Here is a 21,327-nt window from a genome sequence, read left to right as displayed (position 1 = left end):
GGCGTCGCTCCTTATTTGCGCTCGTCGCGGAAGTGGTAGAGATGGTAGAGGCCCCATTGGCCAAGCCGTCGGAAGGGCGTCTTCCATCCCTCATGCGGCAATTCGGTATTGAAGATCGGCAGGTCGGGGACCGTCTCGCCCGCGACAAGCTGCGCCATGCGGCGGCCGGCCATCGCGGAATACATGACCCCGTTGCCGCCATAGCCAAGCGCGTAGAACGCGCCGGGCAGGTCGGGCAGGCCGGTGATGCGCGGCATCATGTCATGGCTGACATCGACCCAGCCCCACCATGAATAATCCAGATCGATCCCGCGCAGGACCGGGAATTTCCGCGCCATGCCCTCGCGCAGCGCCTTCAGATGCGCCGGGTTGGCGGCGTCGCGCCCGGTGATCGCCGCGCGCGAGCCGATCTGCAGCCGGTTGTCGGGCAGCAGGCGGTAGTAATGGCGCAGCGTGCGGGTATCCGTCAGCGGCGACAGCTTGCGGATACCCACCGCGTCCAGTTCATCCGGGGTCAGCACCCGCGTTACGACGCTGTTCGACATGATCGGCATCAGCCGGTCCTTCAGCCGCGGATGCAGCGCGCGGGGCGCATAGGCCGCTGTCGCCACCGCCACCCGCCGTGCGCGGACGGTGCCGCCCGGCGTGCGCAGATGGTGGATGCCGTCCTTCAGCACCCAGCCTTGCACCGGGCTGTCGGGATGCACCGTCGCGCCCAGTTCGCGGGCCACGCGCAAATAGCCGAAGGCCAGCCGGGCAGCGTGGATGCCGACGCCGTCGGGTTCCCACATCGCGCCGTGCGCCTCGTGGTCGCGGGCGACGGTCCGAAACAGCTCATCCCGGTCCAGCATTCGCGCGCCATAGCCGAATGTCTCGTTCAGCAGCCGCGTCTCGGATTCCAGCGCGGGCATCGCGGAGGCCTTGTGGGCGATATAGTAATGGCCGCCGTCCTGCGGCTGGCAGTCGATGCCATGATCTCGGATCAGGCCGCGGAACAGGTCGAAGGCCTCGACCACCTCGTCATGCAGCGCACGCGCGGCATCAAGGCCCCAGCGGGTGATCCACTGGCTGCGCTTCAGGCGGCCCGAACTGATCTGTGCCTGACCACCGTTGCGGGTGGAACAGCCGTAAGCGACACCATTCGCCTCCAACACCGTGGCCTTGATGCCATGCATCTTGGACAGGTGGATCGCCGTCGACAATCCGGTATAGCCCGACCCGATCACGGCGACATCGACATCCATATCGCCGGTGACCGGGCCGTCGTCATCGGGGATCTCTCCCGCCGTGCCGATCCAGTAGGTCGGCGCATAATCGCTACCCGGACCCAGGTTCGGGGCAGTCATGGGGTCATAGAACGGGTCGAACGGCACCGACCCTGCCCTTTTCGCCATCACATCCATTGCGTTCCTCACTTGGCCGGCACAGAGGGACGTTGCTTGCGGATCGCCTGCTTTTCGACGATCTGGCCGTCACGGATGCGGAACAGATCGACGCCCTGAACCTCGGTCCGCGTGCCGTCGGGATTGGTGGCGCGGAAGGTCCACTGGCTGACGCCGCGGGTGCCATCCTCGGACAGGAAATGGCTGTGATCGGCCCACTGGACGTCGGGCATCGCGGTCCAGACACCCTCGAAAGCCTTGGCGATGGCGGGCTTGCCGTCGATCCGGTTGCCGTATTCATTCTCGCCCGCGACGGTGAAGAACACGCAGTCATCGGCGAAATGGGTCATCACCCCGTCGATGTCGTGGCGGTTGAAGGCGTCGAAGGTGGCCTTCAGGTCGTCGGCGGTCAGTGTGCGGGTGGTCGTGGCGGTCATGTGTGGACTCCTTGCGTCAGTAGCCCATCATCCGGGGCAGCCACAGGGCGATTTCCGGGAAGATGGCGATGATGAAGATTGCGGTGACAGAGGCGATCGCGAACGGGATGGCCCGCAGGCTGATCCGCTCGATCGAGATGCCCGAGATACCCGAGGCGATGAACAGGTTCTCGCCAAGGGGCGGGGTCTGGAAGCCGACCGACAGGGTGCAGATCATGACGATCCCGAAATGGATCGGATCAATGCCCATCATGTAGGCCACAGGCAGCATGACCGGCACCAGGATCATGATCGCGGCCAGCGTTTCCATGAACATGCCGATGATCAGCAGAAGACCGATCACCATCGCCCAGATAAGGTAGATGTTGTCGGTCAGCGACAGGATGCCGCCCGCGATCACGCCCGGCACGTTGTTCTCGACCAGGATGCGGCCGAAGATCGTGGCGGTGAACAGGACCAGCAGCACACGCCCGGCAAGCCAGGTCGTGGTGTCCAGCGACTTGACCATCTGGCGCAGATCCAGTTCGCGATAGATCACCCCACCCACGAACAGCGTGTAGAAGATCGCGACGATGGCGGCCTCGGTCGGGGTGAAGAAGCCAGAATAGATGCCGCCCAGGATCACCACCGGGGCCAGCAGCGCCCAGAAGCCATGATAGCAGGCCGACAGGATCTTGCCGACCGACAGCGGCTCGGACGACCCGTGGAAGCCGCGCATCCGGCAACGGATATAGTTCATGGTCAGCAGGCCGCCGGCCATCACCACGCCCGGCAGGAACCCGGCGATGAACAGCTTCGAGATCGACACCGACTGGAACGCGCCATGTGCCTCGATCGCCTCGGGTGGCGGTTGCATGCCCATGGCCGAGATGCCGTAGATCACCATCGGGATCGATGGCGGGATGATGATGCCAAGCCCACCTGCCGCGGCGGTCACCGACGCGGCGTAGCCCGCGCCGTACCCCTGCCGCACCATCGCCGGGATCATCAGCATGCCGACGGCGGCGGTGGTGGCCGGACCCGAACCAGAGATCGCGCCGAAGAACAGGCAGGCCATCACGGTGGCGGCGGACAGCCCGCCGGTGAACGGACCTGCCAGGCTTTCGGCCACGTTGATCAGCCGCCGCGACAGGCCCGCGGCCTCCATCAGCGCGCCGGCCAGGATGAAGGCAGGCAGCGCCATCAGCGGGAACGAACCCACCGAGGACCACGCCATCTGCACCATCTTGATCGGGTTGTCGCCCAGATACAGCATCGCGGCCAGCGACGAGACGCCAAGCGCCACGGTGATCGGGGCGCCAAGGACGAGAAGTGCGAAGAAGGCGCCGAACAGGATCTCGATCAGCAGGGAATCCATCAGTGTTCCCCCTTCTCGAAGTTGCGCTTCTCGTCCTCGGCCAGTTCCAGCGCCGCCTGAACGCTGGCCTTGTCGGGATCGGTCGGATCGATGCCGCGTACCAGCTTCAAATAATTCACCTGCAGGATCCGCAGCGTCATCAGCGTGAAGGCGATGGGCAACGCCAGATAGACATGGCGCATCTCCCAGCCCAGGGTCTGGGCCTTCACGAACGGCTTCAGCCGGCTGATGAATTCGATCGATTGCCAGACGAAGACCAGGTTGAATGCAATCCAGAACGCGTCGCCCATCGCCTCGATGATGCGTGCCTTGGTCCGGGGCAGCGCATTCAGGTGAAAGGTCACGCGGTTATGGGCAGCGATCCGGGCGGCGTAGGACGCCCCGAAATAGGCGAACCAGACGAACAGGATGATCGACAGTTCCTCGATCCAGGTGATCGAGAAACCGAAGATCTGGCGGGACACGATCTGCACGAACAGCAGCGTCACGAAGACAGCAAGCAGAACGCGGCAAACATGGCTTTCGAACCTGTCGAGAAACGACCAGAGCGCAGACATGACGGGCCTCCGAAGGGGGCAGCGAAAAGGACAGGCGGCAAACGGGGACGCGCGGGCCGGGCCGCGCGCCCGGTCAGTCGGCGGCGGGCTCGCGACCCAGCGAGGTCAGGACATTGTCCAGCACTTCCTTGCCGCCGATCTGGTCATAGAACTTGGGCCAGACCGCCGAGGTGGCCAGTTCGATGAATTCCTGTTCGTCATTGGCCGGCTGGGTGATTTCCATGCCGCGATTGACCAGCTCTTCGCGGATCTTGGCCTCTTCGGTGCGCAGGAACTCTGCCGACGCCTGCGTCGCGGCCTTGCCTGCGGCCAGCACCTGCTGCTGCTCTTCTTCGGACATGCTTTCGAACAGCGACTCGCTGACGATCAGCGGTTCGATCGAGAAGATATAGTGCAGGTCGGTGATGTATTTCTGAACCTCGTCGAACTTCATCGCATAGTTGGTCATGTAGGGGTTGTCCTGACCGTCAACGACCTTCTGCTGAAGCGCGGCGAACGTCTCGCCCCAGGCCATCGGGGTCGGGTTGATGCCCCATGACTTGTAGGTTTCGATCATGATCTCGTTCTTCGGGACGCGGACGACCAGCCCCTGCAGATCCTCGACGGTCGAGACCGGCTTTTTCGAGTTGGTCAGAACGCGGAACCCCGAATAGCCCCAGCCGATGATGCGTACGCCGGCATCCTCGATGGTCTGGTCGATCATCTGCTGGCCGACCTCGCCCTGGGTGATCGCCTCGGCGTCATCTTGGCTGAGGATGACATAGGGCAGCGTCAGCGTGCCGACCGACGGCGAGAAGGGAGTGATATTGTTGATCGCGAGGATCGAGAAATCCAGCGTGCCGGTGGCGGCGGCGGTGACGGTGTCCTGTTCGTCGCCAAGCTGACCGTTCAGGAACAGCTTGCCGGTCATCTCTCCGCCCGACTGTTCTTCCAGCGCGGCGATGAAGGCCAGCCCCAGCGCCTCTTGCGTACCGCCGGCGCCGTCGCCGACCGCGACGCGGTATTCGGTGGCCGCGGCCGGAAGGGCCAGTGCAAGCGCAGCCACGGTGCCGGTCAGCAGGCGGGTCATATAGGTCATCGAAGTCTCCCTGTTTGTCGTCGCGTTGATCGCGATGCGTGGTGATGCGGCAGAATGTTGCAGGTGCGGCGCCGGAACGATATGTCCAGTTTGAACCGTTCATAGGTCCAGATGTCAGGCCGCATACCCACCGAGATCATCTTTCTGCGCGACGACGAAGCGCCGACGCTGCAGGGTCGGCTGGCGGCGGCGATCGTACGGGCAGTTCTGGAAAGCCGCGCCCGCCCGGGCACGCGGCTGCCCTCCAGCCGCAGCCTTGCATCGGCGTTGGGAATCTCGAGGATGACGGTGACGTTGGTCTATCAGGATCTTGTCAGTCAGGGATATCTGGAAACCCTGCCCCGTTCCGGGATCGCGGTGGCGGCGACGGTGCCCCATCGGCGCCTGCGCCCGCCCGGCATCCGGCAGCAGGCCGCACGTCCGCCCGACTGGTCGGACTGGTTGTCCGGCCATCAGCTGCCGCACCGGGTGATCCGCAAACCCGCGAACTGGCGCGACTTCCGGTTCCCGTTCATCTACGGGCAGGCCGATCCCACGCTGTTCGACCACAACGCGTGGCGCGACTGCGCGCGCCGCGCCCTGGGCACGCGCGACTTCGCCGATCTGGCCGCAGACCGGTATGGTGCCGACGATCCGCTGTTGATCGACTATATCTGTTCCAACACCCTGCCCCGCCGCGGCATTCATGCCCGCCCCGACGAGGTGCTGGTGACACTTGGCGCGCAGAATGCGCTGTTCCTTGCGACCGAATTGCTGGCCCGCGCCGACCGCCTGGCGGTCACCGAAGAACCCGGCTACCCGGATTTCGCCGAAACGCTGCGCCGCGCGCAAAGCCCCACGACCTTCCTGCCGGTCGATCATGGCGGGCTGAACCCCGATGATCTGCCCGAAAAGACCAGCCTCGTGATCATCACGCCCAGCCACCACATTCCAACCGGGGCGACGATGCCGCTGGACCGGCGTTGCGACCTGATCGCCCGCGCCGCCGCGCAGGACTTCCTGATCATCGAGGATGATTACGACTTCGAGATGTCCTATCTGGCGCCGCCCGCCCCGGCATTGAAGTCGCTGGATCGCGACGGGCGCGTGGTTTATGTCGGCAGCTTCTCGAAGTCGCTGTTTCCGGGGCTGCGGATCGGCTATATGGTCGGCCCGGCCGACCTGATCGCGCAAGCCCGCGCGTTGCGGTCGATCATGCTGCGCCACCCACCCAGTCATCTGCAGCGCATCACCGCCTATTTTCTGGCGCTGGGGCATTATGACGCCCATATCGTGCGGCTGCGGCAGACGCTGAAGACACGCCGTGCGACCCTGCAGGAGGCATTGGCCTCCACCTCGTTGCAGATCGCCGGGGCGCCCAGTTCAGGCGGCTCCAGCATCTGGCTACGCGCGCCCGGCGATGTCGACAGCGCCGTTCTGGCACAGCAGCTTCTGACTGACGGGGTGCTGATCGAGCCGGGCGCGGTATTCTTCGAGACGCCCCCCGAACCCTGCCCGTTCTTTCGCCTCGGCTATGGTTCGATCGCGCAGCGCGACATTCCCGAAGGGATCCGCCTGATCGCCGCGGCGGCGAGCCGCTCCTGAATTCGCGCGTGGCGGTTCTGGACCCGCAGACGCGCTGCCCCTATGTCTTGGCGCAGCGGAATCCCAGCGCGGGGGCGGCAGCACGGTGACCGGCAATCCAGACGATATCGAGGTGGCACGGCAAAGGGCGGTCGCGGGCTTTGTCCGCGATCGTTACGGCCCGCGCGGCACGCTGCGCCTGCATCGGGCGGTGCTGGGGCTGGATCTGCTGCGCGCGCCCATCAATGTCGCGCTGTCGCCGGTATTTCTTCTGACACGTCTGGGTGCCTGGGTCTGCGGCAAGGTGGGCTTGCACGCGGCCGGCGGCTGGCTGGCGCGGCGACGTGTGTTCCTCCCATCAGATCTGGCGCGGCTGCTGCATGACGACCTGACAGCCTTCCTGCGCGCGATGCAGGCCGAAGGCTTGGCACCCGATATCCCCGACGCGGATCTGCGGCGCGCCGTCTCGGTCTATACCGAAACCCGCAACGCCGTGGCCGAGATCACCACTTCGATGATCGTGCTGATCGTCGGGGTCGCGATGTTCGGTGCAACGACGCCGGGGGTGATCTCGTTGGCCGGGCCGGTGGCCGAACTGCGCGCGCAGCGCCAGGCCATCGACGATTTCGTGCTTGGCAGCGGGCTGGGTCGGCTGTGGAACGGCATGTTTCCGGTCGAACCCAGCGCCGCGCAGGTCGCCGTCACGGGCGTCGCGCTGGCCATTGCCGCGTCCGTGGTCACCGCCTTCGCGGGGCTTCTGGCGGACCCGCTGCAACTATGGACCGGCGTGCATCGGCGCAGACTGATGCGGCTGCTGGCGCGCCTTGACCGCAAGGCCGAGGCGCCGGGCCTGGAACGCGAACATCTGCTGGCGCGCAGCGGCGATCTGGCCGACGCCGCACTGACCCTGTGGCGCAGCCTGCGCGGCTGACCCGGACTGGTCATCGCAAACGGTCCGGGCAGGCGCCCGGACCGGTGGCCTGCAACCCCTATTTCTGCAATTCGGTCCAGATCGCGGTCATGTAGTCGCGCGCCGTGGGCGAACACAGCGGCATCCACTTGCCGTTGGCCAGATGTTCTTCGGGCACGACCATCTCGGGCGCGGCCCGCATCTCGTCGCTGAAGAATTCCTCGCTGCCGGCGATGCCGTTCGGATATTTGGTGTAGTCCGAATTCATCGCGGCATTTTCCGGGTCCATGATGAAATCGAGGAACTGATAGGCCTCATCGACATTCTGGGCGTCATGCAGCAGCGCGATGCTGTCCATGAACAGCGGATAGCCTTCCTTCGGATAGCCATAGACGACCGCCGGGTTCTGCAGCCGCGCCCGCATGATCGCGCCCGACCAGTATTCCGACGCCTTCACGTCGCCGCTGCCCATCTTGTCGGACATGCCGTAATCCATCGACATCCATTTCGGCTTGGCCTCGACCAGCTTGTCGCGGACCTTCTTCAGCATCTCCTTGTCCTCGGTGCAGGGCTCGCCGCCCAGATACATCGTGGTCAGATGCATGATGTCGGTCATCTCGGGGGCGACATTGACCTTGCCCACCAGCTCCTCGGGCGGGTCGAGGAAGATCGCCGAGGTGTTGGGATCGCCGTCATAGGTGTCGGTGTTCACGCCCATGCCGACCGTGCCCCACAGCCACGGTATCGAATGTGTGCGGCCCTGATCCCACGGCACGTCCACCCATTTCGGATCGATATTGCCGAAATTCTTCAGCCGCGCATGGTCCAGTTCCGCAAGCAGCCCCTTTTGCACGAAGATCTGCAGATAGTTGTGTGACGGCACGATCAGATCAAAGCCGTGCCCGCCCGCGCTGACCTTGGCCATCGAGGTGTCGTTGCTGTCGTAATCGGTGATAGTGACGTCGATGCCCGTCTGGTCTTCGAACTTCTTGATCATCTCGGGGCTGGTATAGTCGCCCCAGTTGTACAGATTCAGTTGCCCCTCGGCCAGCGCGGGCAGCGCAAGCGCCGAGATGCCGATGGCAAGGATCGCTGTGGTTTTCATTGTTTTCCCCTGTTGGTCTGCTTGTTGATGATGAAGAATGCGGTCAGCAGCACGACGGTGACCATCAGCAGCATGGTCGAGATCGCATTCACCTCGGGCGAGACGCCGCGCCGCATCTGCGCCAGCATATAGGTCGGCAGGGTGTCCTGTCCCGCCGACTTGACGAATTCGGTGATCACCACATCATCAAGACTGATGACGAAGGCCAGCATCGCGCCCGCGATGATGCCGGGCGTCAGCAAGGGCAGCGTGACATGCCGGAACGCCTGCCGCGGCGTGGCGTAAAGATCGGCCGCCGCCGCCTCCAGCGTGGCGTCCATGCCTTCCAGCCGGGCCGAGATCGGCAGATAGGCGAAGGGCACGCAGAATGCGGCATGCGCCGCGATCAGATAGCCAAGACCCTGATAGCCGGTGAACTGCCGGACGCTGGCAAAGAAGATCAGCAACGCCACCGCCGTCACGATCTCGGGGACCATCAGCGGCTGGTTGATCGCCATATAGACCACCGCCCTGCCCTTCATGCGCCGGTTGCGCACGACGCCCACCGCGGCAAGCGTCGCCAGGGTCGTGGCCAGGGCCGAGGCGCAGGCGGCGATCACCACCGACCGCAGCGCGGCGGCCTTGACGGTTTCATTGGCCCATGCCCGGCCATACCAGTCCAGCGAAAAGCCGCCCCAGACGGCCACCGAGTCCCCGCCATTGAAGCTGTAGGCAACCAGTGTCGCGATCGGCAGATACAGCAACACGAACACCGCCACGGCGACGGTCGCAAAGCCCGGCAGTCGGGTCGGATCGAAACGCCGCTCAGCCATCGGCCCGCCCTGCCCCGCCCAGAACCCTGACATAGACCGTCAGCGCCAGCCCCACCGCGATCAACAGCAGCACTGCCAGCGCCGCGCCAAGCGGCCAGTTCTGCCCCTGTCCGAATTGCAGTTCGATGAAGTTGCCGATCATCATGTTCTTGCCGCCGCCCAGAACGCGCGGCGTGACATAGGCCCCCAGCGAGGGCACGAACACAAGGATCGACCCCGCAAGGATGCCCGGCCGGATCACCGGCAGCACCACATGCCACAGTGCCTGCCAGCGATTTGCGAACAGGTCATAGGCGGCTTCCAGCAGCCTGGTGTCGAACCGGTCAATGGCCGCATACATCGGCAGCACCATCATCGGCAGATAGACATAGGCCATGCCGATCAGCACCGCCGTATCGGTATAAAGGATCTGCAACGGCGCGCCGATCACCCCCAGTTTCAGCAGCACCTGGTTCAGCAGCCCCTCGTTGCGGATGATCTCGTTGATGGCGATGGTGCGGATCAGCAGGTTGGTCCAGAACGGGATGGTGATCAGGAACAGCCACAGCGCCCGGCGGTCGGGCGGCCGCGTGGCGATGAACCACGCCGTCGGCAGCCCAAGCAGGAAGGTGATCACCGCGGTCAGGACCGACAGCTTCACCGACCGCCAGAAGATGGTCATGTGCGCGTCCGCCCATCCCAGCGTGTCGTCGAAGATGTCACGGGTCAGAAAGACCTGTTCCCACGCCTGGGTGGTGAAGGGCCGCTGGACGCCGGAATAGTCGCCCGGCGTCATGAAGGAATAGACCAGCACGATCAGCAAGGGCCCGATCGACCCGATCAGCAGCAGCGCCAGCGCGGGTGCGGCAAGGCTCCAGGAGGTGCGGTTGGCCTGCCCCTGCCCCGCGCTCATTCCGCCTCCAGGATCTGGACGGCTTCGACGGGCAGGCGCAGCCCGATCCGCTGGCCGCTTTCCGGCAGGTCGATGGTTGCCGGCTGGCGCAGCGCGATCTGGGTTCCGTCCTCCAGCCGCGCCATGATCTGCACGGCATTGCCCAGATAGACCGTATCGGTCACCTCGGCCGACAGCGCGGCGCCGGGCTCCAGCATGATATCCTCGGGCCGGATCGCCAGCGTCGCAGGGCCGGGATCGGCGGGTGCGGCCAGGCTGATGCGATGATCCCCGATCCGCGCCGCCCCGTCCGCGACAGTGACCGGCAGGAAATTGCTTTCGCCGATGAAGCCCGCGACAAAGCGGTTGGCCGGGTGGGCATAGATCTCGCGCGGGGTGCCGATCTGCTGGACGCGGCCCGCCGACATGACCGCGATGCGGTCCGACATGGTCAGCGCCTCTTCCTGGTCGTGGGTCACGAACACGAAGGTGATGCCGGTCTCGCGCTGCAACCGCTTCAACTCGATCTGCATTTCCTTGCGCAGCTTCAGGTCCAGCGCCGACAGCGGTTCATCCAGCAGCAGGACACGCGGCTCGGGCGCCAGCGCGCGGGCCAGTGCCACCCGCTGCTGCTGGCCGCCCGACAGCTGCGCGACCGGGCGTTCGGCGAAATCCTGCATCCTGACCAGCGCCAGCATCTGATCTACCCGCGCGTCACGTTTCGCGCGCGCGATGCCCTGCATCTTCAGGCCGAAGCCGACATTCTGCGCCACGCTCAGATGCGGGAACAGCGCGTAGGACTGAAACACCGTGTTGATCGGCCGGCGGTTGGGCGGCAGCGCAGTCACGTCCTGATCGCCCAGAAGAATGCGCCCGCCGGTCGGCGTCTCGAACCCCGCCAGCAACCGCAGAAGGGTGGTCTTGCCGCAGCCCGACGGCCCCAGCAGCGTGAAGAACGACCCGCCCTCGATCGTCAGCGTCACATCGGCCAGCGCGTGCACGACAGTGGCGCCATGGCCGAACCGCTTGCTGGCGTCCTTGACGTAAACCCGTGTCGCCTCGTCCATCCCGATCCCCCTCTGAGCAGAAAGATTGCGTCAGCCGGGTCGGAACTTGCAAGCATCGAAATGTGAAGACGGGCGGCCAGCGCCGCCCGTCCCCGGTTGCTCGTGGCCATGATCCGCGATCAGTCGGCCGATGCCTGCTGCAGCAGATCGGTGATCCTGCGGACCGAAGCGCGACGGTTCTGGCGCACATCGCCTTCGCGCCGGACCTGCAGATATTGTTCGCCATAGCCCTGCACGACCATGTTCTCGGGCGGCACATCGAAATACTCGGTCAGGGCCAGCGCCACCGATTCCGCACGGCGATCCGACAGGGCAAGGTTTGCCGCGTCCGAGCCGACCGTGTCGGTATGGCCTTCGATCAGGAACACCTCGCCCGAGTTCTCGGCGATCGACTCGCGCAGCGCATTCCCCAATGTCGATAGCTGCTTTGCCTGATCTGGGCTGATCGCGGCTGAACCGGTGTCGAAGGTGATGCCGCTGACAGCGACCGGCGCCACCAGCGCGCGCACCTGCGGGATGTCCCGGATCTGCGCCAGCGAAAAGCGGCGGTCGACATTCGCCTCGCGGCGCAGCGCCTCGCGCAACTGATCCTCGTTCATTTCACCAGCGGTGCCGTTCGACGCCGCAGCCGGCGCGGGCAGGCTGGCAATATCGACGGGTTGCGCGCTGGTGTCGTCGATCAGCCGCGTCGTCGTGCCATCGGCCGAGACCAGCGTGCGGCGCAGCACCCGCAGATCGGCGTCACGGATGGTGACGACCTTGCTGCCGTCCTGACGCGTCACGATGGTGCGCGACGACCCGTCATCGAAATTCTCGGTCGCCACGGTCGATCCCGGCTGCCGCAGCAGCGCGACCTCGTCCTTGATCACCTGCTGGCTACCATCCGGCCGCGTCACCACAACCCGGTCCGGCGTGCTGAGCGAGACCTGCCGGTTATTGTTCAGCATCGCGCCGACCGCCAATGCGCCCGCACCCAGAAGCAGCGCCTTGGTCAGATCGTTGTCGTCGTCGTCATCCTCGCGGCTGCGTGCCTCGGGCTGGCCGGTGGCCGCGCCAAGCGCCTCGCTGAGACTGGTCGCGAAATCTTCGGCAGACGAACGGCTGTTCTCCTCGGTCACCTGCTCTTCGGTGATCTCGGCATCGCTGCTGGCATCGTCGTCAAGCGCTGCGGCCTTCGGCGCCTCGGACGCCTCGGCAGCCTCCTTGGCGGCCTCGGTTTCCTTCGCGTCGGCCTCGGGGGCTTCTGCGCGTTCCTCGGTCGCCTCGGCGTCCTGCACAGCGCCCTCAGCGCCCGACTGTTCCTGCTCCAGCGCCTCGGCCAACGCGTCCTGATCGGTCGCGGCTTCGCCTTCGGTGTCTGCAGCTTCGTCGGTCATGTTCTCGGCGGGCTGATCCACATCCGCCTGCGCGTCCGAGGTCACCGCGTCGCCGTCTTCGGCCTCGCTGGCCTGCTGTTCCGCCGCAAGGGCCTCGGCCAGCGGATCCTGATCGGTCTCGGCCTCCTCGGTTGCGGGTTCAGAGCCTGCGGTCTCGTCAGTCATCTCGTCGGCGGGCTGCGCCTCCTCTGCCTGCACCTCGTTGGCATCTTCGGGCACATCGGCCTGTTCTGCCTCCAGCGCCTCAGCCAGCGGATCGCCGACCGGCTCTGCTGCGTCCGAGGTTTCGGCGGCGGCATCTTCCTCGGGCGCTGTGTGACCGGCCATCATATCGTCGGCTGCCATATCACCCGCGGCGCTCTCGGCGGACGGCGCGTCGCTGGCGGTGTCGGCGGGTTCGGCCGCTGGCTGCTCGGCTGCGTCCTGTTCCTCGGCCATGGGCTCAGCAGCGGGCTGCGCGTCGATCGCGCTTTCGTCCGCGGCCTCCTCTGCGGACTGCGCCTCTTCGGCGGGTTCTTCCACCGGCGCGGCCTCGGCTGCCGGCTCTTCTGGGGCTGCATCTGCCTCGGCCGCGGATTGCCCGGCGGCGTCATCGCCTTCAGCGCCAGCTTCTTCCTGCTGCGCCAAGGCCTCCGCCAGCGGGTCTTCCGACCCCTCGGGCTGCTGATCCGTCTCGGGTGGCAGCACTTCGGGTTGCTGTTGCTGGGCTTCGCCCTCGACGGCGGCGGTCTGTGCCATCGCAAGATGCGGGGCCATCAGCGACAGGCATGCCGCTATGGCGGTGGTGTTGTGAATGATGCGGCGCATCGGTGCCCTCCTGTAACGTCCGGCGTCGCGGACAAAGTCATCTGCAACCGAACAGTCGGCAGCACAGGGCAGTTCCAAACGATCCCGTGACCAGGCGCCGTTCCGCCGCGCCCGGGCCCTGCGATCAATGCGTCAGGACGCGCGCCAGAAAGCTTTGGGTGCGTTCGTTGCGGGGGTTGTCGAAGACCTGTTCGGGCGTCCCCTCCTCGGTGATCTCGCCCTTGTGGATATAGATCACGCGGTCCGCGACCTCGCGGGCAAAGCTCATCTCGTGGGTGACGATCATCATCGTCATCCCCTCGCGCGCAAGCTCGCGCATGGCGTCCAGAACCTCGCCGATCATCTCGGGATCCAGCGCCGACGTCGGCTCATCGAACAGCATCAGCCGCGGCTCCATCGCCAGCGCCCGCGCCAGCGCGACCCGCTGCTGCTGCCCGCCCGACAGTTGCGACGGGAATTTCCGCGCCTGATCGGAAATGCCGACCCGTTCCAGCAGCCGCGTCGCGGTGTCCTCGGCCTGCTGCCGGCTGACATTGCGCACCCGCATCGGCGCCAGCATCACGTTATCGATGACGCTGAGATGCGGAAACAGGTTGAACTGCTGGAAGACCATCCCGACCTCGGTGCGGATCGCCTGCAGCGCGCCGCCGGATTTGCCGTTTGGTTTCAGAAGATTGCCGTCCACCTCGATCTGGCCGCGCTGGAATTCCTCCAGCCCGTTCACGCAGCGGATCAGGGTCGATTTGCCCGACCCGCTGGCGCCGATCACCACCACCACCTCGCCGGGTGCCACTTGCAGATCGATGTCCTTCAGCACATGCAGGCTGCCGAAATGCTTGTTCAGCGCCTCGATGCGAACGATCGGCGCCTTGTCGTCGTCTTGGCTCATTGTCCCACCAATCCCTTGCGTTCCAGAAGCCGCAGACCGACCGACAGCGACAGCGTGATCGCCAGATACAGGACGGCAACCATCAGATAGACCTCAAGCGCGTTGAAGGTCGTGGCGATATAGATCTGCCCCTGGCGCACCAGTTCGCCCACCCCGATCACCGCAAACAGCGAGGTGTCCTTGATGCTGATGATACCCTGATTGCCAAGCGCCGGGATCATCCGCCGAAAGGCCTGCGGCCAGATCACGAATCGGAACGTGTCGATCCGCGTCAGGCCCAGGGACAATCCCGCCTCGCGCTGACCGCGTTCGATGGACTGCACGCCGCCGCGCACGATCTCCGAGATATAGGCCCCCGAATTGACCGCGATCGCGGCGATCCCCGCCGTCACCGCATCGATCGGCCCGCCCAGGATCTGCGGCAGCCCGTAGAAGATGAACAGCACCTGGACCAGAACCGGCGTGCCGCGGAACACCTCGATATAGATGATCGCGATCCAGCGCAGCCACGCCATCGGGCTGATCCGCAGAAGTCCGAAGATGATGCCGATGACAAAGCCGATGGCCAGACCCACGCCCGAAATCAGCAGCGTGTAGGGTATGCCCTTCAGCAGATACGGGATCGAATCGAACGCCGCCTGCCAGTCGAATTGAAATGTGCTGTCCAAGTGATCCGCTCCGTGACAGGACCCGCGTCATGGTGGCGCCGCCCGTCAGGCGGGCGGCGCATCGTGCCCGAAGATTATTCGGTGCTTTCGCCGAACCATTTCGCGTGGATCTCGTCATAGGTGCCGTCCTCGCGCATCGCGGCCAGCGCCTCGTTGGCGGGTTCCAGCAATTCGCTGCCCTTGACGAAGGCGATCCCGTATTGCTGCCCCTCGTACAGCGGGCCGACGACCTTCACGCGGCCCTCGCCGCGGGTCTGCGCGAAATAGGCCACGTTCGGCGCGTCATAGAAGACCGCGTCCACGCTGCCGCCCATCAGCGCCATATACATGTCGCTGGAGCCGGGATAGGGCGTGATCTCGGCGTCGTCGCCCAGATTTTCGGTCAGATAGTCGAAGCTGGTCGATCCGATCTTGGTGCCGATCTTCATGCCGGCCAGATCCTCGACGGATTCGACGTCCTCGTTATCGGCGGCGACCAGGATCTTCAGGCCGCTGTCGTAATAGGGGTCCGAGAAATCGACGATCTCGCCCCGCTCATCGGTGATGGTGATCCCGGCAATCGCGATGTCGATATTGCCGGTCTGCACGGCCGGAATGATGCCGTTGAAGTCCATCGTGTTCAGTTCGTATTCGAACCCGGCCCGGTCCGCGATCGCGGCGATGATGTCCATATCGAAGCCGATCATCTCGCCGCTTTCCTGATCCAGCATCTCGAATGGAACGAAGCTGGGGTCGGTCGCGACCTTGGCCGTTTGCGCGGTTGCCATGCCGGCGCTCATCGCGCCCAGACCGATGCAACCCGCCAGTGCCAGAGACTTGAATTCGCGTATCATCTTTTCCCCTTTTCCCTGTCTGAAGACGGCGGATCTTCACCCGCCATTTATCACCGGGTAGCATGTCGGGGGGCCGGGACAGCGTCAACCGCATTTCCCAAGCTGTTGTTATTAAACGACTTCGTTGCATCAAAGCGTGTCGATGACGACATCGGCGATGCTACCGTCATGGCGTCGCGCGGCGATCTTCAGCCGCCCCAGAAGATGCGTGCGCACATAGGTCGCATGAAATCGCGACGGCGCGATCAGGGTCAGCCGCCCCTCGGCGATCCCGGCCTCGCGCAGCGCCCGGAACCAGGCGTCGCACAGCGCCGGATCCTCGGCGGCAAGCCGGTCGCAGATCGCAGGCCAGACGCCGTCGCCCGGCACCGGATCGGGTCTGCGGAACGGAACCACGGTGCTTTCCGCGGGCTGCGGCCCCTGTCCGACACGGGCCACGAAATCCTCGCCGATATGGGACCATTCGGGGCGCGTATCCAGCATGATCCGTTCCAGATCCAGCCCCAGGACCGAGACCCGACCGCGGGCCCCTGCCCGCTTGACCTGAACCCAGCCAAGTCCGCGCAGCCGCGCCATGTCGCGCTTGACGGTGCGTTCGTCCACGCACCACAGCCGGGCGATCTCGCGCTGTCCCGTGGCAAGTTCGTTGCGCTGCCAGTTGTAGCGTGTGGTGATCAGCGCCATCAGCCGCAGGATCAGCCGTTGCCGGTGCTGGTCACCGGCCAGCGCATGGGCCATCATCGCCGACAGGATGTCGTATTTTTTCGCCGCGGCCTCCCGGCCGACGGGTCGGATCACCTGCATCACTGCTCCTGCCGGTCATGCACCGGCTGCCCTTGCCATGCCGCCTTGCTGCGGCCTTTCTGCCTCGATGGCTTGGGGGGTCTTTGCCGCCCTGTCTGGTGTCTTGGTCGAACGACCGCAACGCTTTTCGCCATCCTTACCGCATTTGCGTCCTGAAATCCGATTCTGTCAAGAACTTTGCTCGGCTGGATCGTTTCCTGTCCCGATCCTGATTGAAAAATCGGTATCACTGGTATTGGGTGACGCCTTGGATGTCCCCTGATATCGCGCCGATGTCCCCCAATCTGTGGTGTGCGGCCTTCCCGCGTCCCCCATTTCTGGCGTCCGGTCCGAGGGCTGGGCGCTGCGCCCGGTGCGCGCCGATTCGCAGATATGGGCCGCGATTCGCGCCTTGGCGACCGATGCTGACCTGATTGAAAACGTCTTTTGCCAAAAGCGCAAATTCGGCGTAAAAGCAGAGATGGCAGTAATCAACGTCCTTCAAGACAGGCACAACATGTATACGCACGAAGACCTCGCCCGGCTGCAGGCACAGTCCCTGAAGATGCAGGGCTGGATCCGGCGCCAGACCTTCAGCCCCGATAACGAGAAGACGCTGCGACGCTTTTCGTCCTGGGAAGTCTCGGAACTGATCTTCCGCATCAACCAGTCCACCTTCCGCGGCAAGCTGGCGGCGGACCCGAACCTTCCCCTTGGGGAAGTCGAGGAAGAAGGCCGGCAGCGCTGGTTCAGCCTGGACGAGATCAACGAACTGCGCCGCCGCATCCGGATCGGCAAGCGGTCGCTGCTGCCTCCCCGTCCGGCGGGCAAGCGCGCCTTCCGCGCGGCCATCGCCAACTTCAAGGGCGGCGCGGGCAAGTCGACCGTGGCCTTGCATTTCGCCCACGCCGCGGCGCTGGACGGCTATCGGGTGCTGCTGGTCGATTTCGACCCGCAGGCGACGCTGTCACATTCGATGGGCCTGACCGATGTCGGCGAGGACCACACCGTCTGGGGCATCATGGCCCGCGATCTTGAACGCGAGACGGATCGCATGAACGCCGTCGGGTCCGGCGCCGAAAGCGGCACCGCCCTGCCCCAGCGCAAGCTGCCGTCCTCGATCCGGGACATGGGCCTGGGCGCGCTGCGCCCGTCGGACTTCATCAAGCCGACCGCGTGGCCGACCATTGACATCGTTCCCAGCTGCGCCAACGCGGCCTTCGTCGAATTCGCCAGCGCCCAGTATCGGCACCTCAATCCCGAATGGACTTTCTTCGGCGCGGTGTCGCGTTTCCTGGACGGGCTGGCCGATGACGCCTATGACCTGATCCTGTTCGACTGCCCGCCCGCCATCGGCTATCAGTCGATGAACGCGGTCTTTGCCGCCGACATGCTGTATATCCCGTCAGGTCCCGGCTACTGGGAATACGACTCCACCACCAGCTTCATCGGCCAGTTGTCCGAGGCGCTCGAGGATCTGTCGCACGGGTTCGAAAACTTCCCCACGGGGAAGATCGCCTTGCCCAAGGCGTTCCACGATGTCCGCTTCCTGATGACCAGGTTCGAGCCGTCGAACGAGTTGCATCAGGCGATGCTGAACGCGTTCCGGCAGGTGTTCGGCGACCGCATGGCCCAGCACCCGATCGAGCTGACGCGCGCCGTCGAACAGTCCGGCCGCTTCCTTAGCTCGATCTACGAGATCGACTATCGCGAGATGACCCGCAACACATGGCGACGCGCCCGCGCGACATTCGATCAGGCCTACGAGGAATTCCGCAGCCATGTCCTGGCGGCATGGGACCAGATGGAGGCTGACGCATGAGCCGCAAACGCCGCATGTTCGACATCGAGATGCCAGAGGAAGATCCCGCCGAAACCTTCCCCGCGGGGAAGACCGACGACCGTGACGCGCGGCGCGGTCCGATGGCCACGGCGATCGCCGAGACGGCCGAATCCAGCCGCGACCGCGCGCAGGTCGAGGCGCGGATCCGCGCCGAGAACGACGCGCTTGCGCAGGAACATGTCCGTCTGAAGCGCGCCGGACTGATCACCGACATGATCCCGCTGGATGCGATCGACACGCAGAAACTGATCCGCGACCGCGCGCCGGGGGCGGATTTCGAACTGGCCGAGTTGACCGACTCGATCCGCGAAATCGGTCTGTCGAACCCGATCCGCGTGGAACCTTCGGGCGATGGAAGATACGAGCTGATCCAGGGCTGGCGCCGCCTGTCGGCCTATCGCGCATTGCTTGAAGAGACGGGTGATGCCGAAGCCTGGGGCCGGATCCCCGCCGGGATCGCGGCACGCGGCGACGCGCTGGAACAGCTGTATCGTCGCATGGTGGACGAGAACATGGTCCGCAAGGACATCTCGTTCGCCGAGATGGCGCAGCTTGCCGTCCATTATGCGATGGACCCGCTGACCCCGGAGAACGATCCCGAAAAGGCCGTCGCGATCCTGTTCCGGTCTGCGGGCTATCAGAAGCGCAGCTATATCAGGAATTTCATCCGCGTGGTGGAAAGGCTGGGCGAGACGCTGCTGTATCCGCAGGAAATTCCGCGCGCCCTGGGTCTGGCGCTGTCGCAACGGCTGGACGAGATGCCGGGAACGGCTGCCGCGATCAAGGCCGAGTTTCGCGACTGGGACACGCGTTCGGTCAAGGACGAGCTGGAGGTTCTGCGGCGTTTCGCGGGGCAGGGGGGTGATGCCGGGTCGGGCGATGCCGCGCCGCGTGCGCGGTCCGCGCCGACCGGGTCCGGCGGCAAGGCCAAGACCACCTTCCAGCTTGCCCGCCCGCAGGGCAGCGCGAAATGCGTCGCCGCGAATGGCCGGCTGGAGATCCGCCTGCCGCGCGATTTCACCGCCGTGGACCGTCGTCGGCTGGAGGCGGCTGTGGCCGCGCTGCTGGACCAGATCGACTGATCTTCCCCGCGGGGAAGATTGCCGATCCGGGTCAATCCTCCAGAAGGTCGGTGGCGGGATTTCGTTCGATTTCGATATCCGCGTAATACTGCTGTGCCTGATTTGCGCTGCGGTGCAGCGAAAGCTGCATCGCAGCCTGCAAGGGCGCACCGTCCAGCGCAGCCTGGGTCAGGAACCCCGCGCGCAGGCCATGTGCGCTGGCGAATCCGGGCGGATAGCCCGCCAGTTCAAGCCGGTGCCGCAGCAGCACCGACAGGCCGTCCGGCGACAGTCGGCGGGGCAGGGGGCGGTCGGCCAGGCTGACCGGCCGGAACAGGGGGCCCGTCTCGATCCGCGCGGCGGTGATCCAGTCCATCACGGCGTGCGCCGCGCGTCCCTTCAGCGGCAGCCGGGGCGCGGCGTCGGGCCCGGTTGTCTTGGTGGTCAGCAATCTGATGCGCAATATGCCCTTGGCGGTCAGGTCGCGGTCGTCGATGTCGTCACGGTTCAGGGCCACGATTTCGGACCGCCGCCGCCCGCCCGAGGCCCAGCCCAGCATCAGCGCCGCCCGGTCGCGCAGGCCGCGATGGCTGCTGTCGCAGGTCGCAAGCATCGCCTCCAGCACCTTGCGGGTGATCGGGTTCTGCGACTTGCGGTGGCGGGGCCGCGCGGCGGCGCGCCGGGCGCGGCCCCGGGCCTGCGCCACCAGCGGCGCATCGAATGGCGAGGGCAGGTTCTTCATGCGATGAAACGCCCGCCACGACGCGATGCGGCGATCCAGTGTCGCCGGGGCCGGGCAGGCAAGGCTGCGCCTGAGCCCCGCGACGATCAATGCCTCGGCCGCATCGCGAGCAGGTCCGGAGGCGTCGCTGAGGTCGCTGGCGTGATCCAGCACGAAACGCAGGGCCACGGCCTCGGCTTCGGGCCAGGTCAGCGCGTTGCCGAACGCCGCCTGTTTCCAGGCGGTGACATAGGCCAGATCGCGTTCCCAGGCCCGCACTGTGTTGTCGGGCGTGCCGCGTCGATACAGCTCGGCCAGTGCGGCGGCATCGGTCCACGGCAGGTGGTCGGTGAAGGGCAGGGGGGTTGTCATGGCACCCTGCGGATGTCATATCTAGACAGATAGCTAGACAGGAAGAAAGCCATGTGGACCCTCCAGGATGCGAAGAACCGCTTCAGCGCGGTGGTCGAAGCGGCGCTGGCCGGGCAGCCGCAAGAGGTCAGCCGGCGCGGCAAGCCTGCCGTTGTCGTGCTTTCGGTCGAGGAATATCGGCGCATGTTGGCCGGTGAGGTGCAGGGCCGCGAAAGTTTTGCCCAGCACCTGATGGGATTTCCGGGGCCTGAAATCCCGCGTACCAAGGTGCAGCCCCGGGATGTCGAGTTCTGATGTATCTTCTGGATACCAACGTCATCTCGGCGGCGCGCCGTCCCGACCGCGCGCCGCGTGTCGCCGCGTGGCTTGCCGACAAGGCCGAGGCGGATCTGTTCCTGAGCGTCATCACGGTGGGCGAGATCGAGCGCGGCATCCAGCAGCAAGTGCAGCGCGATCCCGGCTTTGCGTCTGATCTGCAGGCGTGGCTTGACCGGACGCTGCGGATCTTTGGCGACCGGATTCTGGATTTCGGGGCCGAGGACGCCCGGATCTGGGGCCGCCTGAGCCGGCAGATCGGCCATTCCGGCGCCGATCTGATGATCGCGGCGACCGCATTGCGGCATGGCGCCGTGGTGGTGACAGGCAATGTCGCGGACTTTGCACCGACTGGTGTGGCGCTGGAAGATCCCTTCCGAACCTAGTGCGCGTGTGCTGTCGCATGGCTGCATGAGGGGGAGAATGGGGACGGTTTCATGCTGTTGTCAACAGTCCTGATAAGTGCACCTTATCACGAGTAATTGGCAAAGGAAATGTGTGCTTCTGTAATCCGCAGAAT

The 21,327-nt window shown here is 65.3% G+C and carries 21 protein-coding genes; 6 read left to right on the top strand and 15 right to left on the bottom strand.

From position 1 onward, the window contains the following. Nucleotides 1-11 precede the first annotated feature (11 nt). The 5 genes from MU516_RS17475 to MU516_RS17455 form a co-directional block, all read right to left on the bottom strand. Nucleotides 12-1,403 (bottom strand): FAD-dependent oxidoreductase, encoded by a 1,392-nt coding sequence (locus tag MU516_RS17475; RefSeq protein ID WP_260278540.1) that lies wholly within the window; start codon nucleotides 1,401-1,403, stop codon nucleotides 12-14. 8 nt (nucleotides 1,404-1,411) lie between these two features. Continuing rightward, nucleotides 1,412-1,819: a nuclear transport factor 2 family protein gene (locus tag MU516_RS17470; protein WP_209058860.1), complete on the bottom strand. Its 408-nt coding sequence runs from the start codon at nucleotides 1,817-1,819 to the stop codon at nucleotides 1,412-1,414. 16 nt (nucleotides 1,820-1,835) lie between these two features. Continuing rightward, nucleotides 1,836-3,176 carry a TRAP transporter large permease gene (locus tag MU516_RS17465; RefSeq protein WP_260278539.1) on the bottom strand — a complete coding sequence of 447 codons (1,341 nt, stop codon included), beginning with the start codon at nucleotides 3,174-3,176 and terminating at the stop codon, nucleotides 1,836-1,838. Then, the gene (locus MU516_RS17460; RefSeq protein ID WP_260278538.1) at nucleotides 3,176-3,733 is read right to left on the bottom strand and encodes a TRAP transporter small permease; all 558 of its coding nucleotides are present in this window, start codon (nucleotides 3,731-3,733) and stop codon (nucleotides 3,176-3,178) included. The genes MU516_RS17465 and MU516_RS17460 overlap by 1 nt, the downstream gene beginning before the upstream one ends. Nucleotides 3,734-3,806: 73 nt before the next feature. Further along, nucleotides 3,807-4,811 (bottom strand): TRAP transporter substrate-binding protein, encoded by a 1,005-nt coding sequence (locus MU516_RS17455; protein WP_260278537.1) that lies wholly within the window; start codon nucleotides 4,809-4,811, stop codon nucleotides 3,807-3,809. Between the two features lie 111 nt (nucleotides 4,812-4,922). Between MU516_RS17455 and pdxR the strand changes: the two genes are divergently transcribed. Together pdxR and MU516_RS17445 are read left to right on the top strand one after the other, a co-directional pair. Continuing rightward, entirely contained in the window at nucleotides 4,923-6,395 is a 1,473-nt protein-coding gene (gene pdxR / locus MU516_RS17450) for a MocR-like pyridoxine biosynthesis transcription factor PdxR (RefSeq protein ID WP_260278536.1), read from the top strand. Between the two features lie 85 nt (nucleotides 6,396-6,480). Continuing rightward, complete coding sequence (locus tag MU516_RS17445) at nucleotides 6,481-7,305, top strand: DUF6635 family protein (protein ID WP_260278535.1); 825 nt, start codon at nucleotides 6,481-6,483, stop codon at nucleotides 7,303-7,305. 58 nt (nucleotides 7,306-7,363) lie between these two features. On the opposite strand, the gene MU516_RS17440 is transcribed toward MU516_RS17445, so the two are convergent. From MU516_RS17440 to MU516_RS17400, 9 genes are all read right to left on the bottom strand, one after another. Further along, nucleotides 7,364-8,389 carry an extracellular solute-binding protein gene (locus tag MU516_RS17440; RefSeq protein ID WP_209058885.1) on the bottom strand — a complete coding sequence of 342 codons (1,026 nt, stop codon included), beginning with the start codon at nucleotides 8,387-8,389 and terminating at the stop codon, nucleotides 7,364-7,366. Beyond that, nucleotides 8,386-9,201: an ABC transporter permease gene (locus tag MU516_RS17435; RefSeq protein ID WP_260278534.1), complete on the bottom strand. Its 816-nt coding sequence runs from the start codon at nucleotides 9,199-9,201 to the stop codon at nucleotides 8,386-8,388. Before MU516_RS17435 ends, MU516_RS17440 begins: the two co-directional genes overlap by 4 nt. Further along, nucleotides 9,194-10,093 carry an ABC transporter permease gene (locus tag MU516_RS17430; RefSeq protein WP_260278533.1) on the bottom strand — a complete coding sequence of 300 codons (900 nt, stop codon included), beginning with the start codon at nucleotides 10,091-10,093 and terminating at the stop codon, nucleotides 9,194-9,196. The genes MU516_RS17435 and MU516_RS17430 overlap by 8 nt, the downstream gene beginning before the upstream one ends. Beyond that, nucleotides 10,090-11,139 carry an ABC transporter ATP-binding protein gene (locus MU516_RS17425; protein WP_260278532.1) on the bottom strand — a complete coding sequence of 350 codons (1,050 nt, stop codon included), beginning with the start codon at nucleotides 11,137-11,139 and terminating at the stop codon, nucleotides 10,090-10,092. The genes MU516_RS17430 and MU516_RS17425 overlap by 4 nt, the downstream gene beginning before the upstream one ends. Before the next feature lie 119 nt (nucleotides 11,140-11,258). After that, nucleotides 11,259-13,322 carry an OmpA family protein gene (locus tag MU516_RS17420; protein ID WP_260278531.1) on the bottom strand — a complete coding sequence of 688 codons (2,064 nt, stop codon included), beginning with the start codon at nucleotides 13,320-13,322 and terminating at the stop codon, nucleotides 11,259-11,261. 124 nt (nucleotides 13,323-13,446) lie between these two features. Beyond that, a complete protein-coding gene (locus tag MU516_RS17415) occupies nucleotides 13,447-14,211 on the bottom strand; it encodes an amino acid ABC transporter ATP-binding protein (RefSeq protein ID WP_311319120.1) in 765 nt (254 codons plus the stop codon). Next, the gene (locus MU516_RS17410; protein WP_260278530.1) at nucleotides 14,208-14,879 is read right to left on the bottom strand and encodes an amino acid ABC transporter permease; all 672 of its coding nucleotides are present in this window, start codon (nucleotides 14,877-14,879) and stop codon (nucleotides 14,208-14,210) included. Before MU516_RS17410 ends, MU516_RS17415 begins: the two co-directional genes overlap by 4 nt. Before the next feature lie 74 nt (nucleotides 14,880-14,953). Then, complete coding sequence (locus MU516_RS17405) at nucleotides 14,954-15,712, bottom strand: transporter substrate-binding domain-containing protein (RefSeq protein ID WP_260278529.1); 759 nt, start codon at nucleotides 15,710-15,712, stop codon at nucleotides 14,954-14,956. A gap of 129 nt (nucleotides 15,713-15,841) precedes the next feature. After that, on the bottom strand, nucleotides 15,842-16,516 hold the full coding sequence (locus MU516_RS17400; RefSeq protein ID WP_260278528.1) for a DnaA N-terminal domain-containing protein: 675 nt from the start codon (nucleotides 16,514-16,516) through the stop codon (nucleotides 15,842-15,844). A 496-nt stretch (nucleotides 16,517-17,012) separates the two neighbouring features. Here MU516_RS17400 and MU516_RS17395 point away from each other — a divergent pair, with 496 nt between their 5' ends. Next, the gene (locus tag MU516_RS17395) at nucleotides 17,013-18,317 is read left to right on the top strand and encodes an AAA family ATPase (RefSeq protein ID WP_209058914.1); all 1,305 of its coding nucleotides are present in this window, start codon (nucleotides 17,013-17,015) and stop codon (nucleotides 18,315-18,317) included. Then, the gene (locus MU516_RS17390; protein ID WP_260278527.1) at nucleotides 18,314-19,420 is read left to right on the top strand and encodes a ParB/RepB/Spo0J family partition protein; all 1,107 of its coding nucleotides are present in this window, start codon (nucleotides 18,314-18,316) and stop codon (nucleotides 19,418-19,420) included. Before MU516_RS17395 ends, MU516_RS17390 begins: the two co-directional genes overlap by 4 nt. A 31-nt stretch (nucleotides 19,421-19,451) precedes the next feature. Here MU516_RS17390 and MU516_RS17385 read toward each other — a convergent pair whose 3' ends face one another. Further along, a complete protein-coding gene (locus MU516_RS17385) occupies nucleotides 19,452-20,492 on the bottom strand; it encodes a tyrosine-type recombinase/integrase (protein ID WP_260278526.1) in 1,041 nt (346 codons plus the stop codon). Between the two features lie 51 nt (nucleotides 20,493-20,543). On the opposite strand from MU516_RS17385, the gene MU516_RS17380 reads away from it, so the two are divergent. Then, nucleotides 20,544-20,786 (top strand): type II toxin-antitoxin system Phd/YefM family antitoxin, encoded by a 243-nt coding sequence (locus tag MU516_RS17380; RefSeq protein ID WP_260278525.1) that lies wholly within the window; start codon nucleotides 20,544-20,546, stop codon nucleotides 20,784-20,786. Next, entirely contained in the window at nucleotides 20,786-21,193 is a 408-nt protein-coding gene (locus MU516_RS17375; RefSeq protein WP_260278524.1) for a type II toxin-antitoxin system VapC family toxin, read from the top strand. Before MU516_RS17380 ends, MU516_RS17375 begins: the two co-directional genes overlap by 1 nt. Nucleotides 21,194-21,327: the final 134 nt, after the last annotated feature.

Source organism: Paracoccus maritimus, assembly GCF_025195095.1.
Classification (GTDB): Bacteria; Pseudomonadota; Alphaproteobacteria; order Rhodobacterales; family Rhodobacteraceae; genus Paracoccus; species Paracoccus maritimus.
Note: the sequence above shows the minus strand (reverse complement) of the source record. Positions and strands in the feature narration are given on the sequence as shown.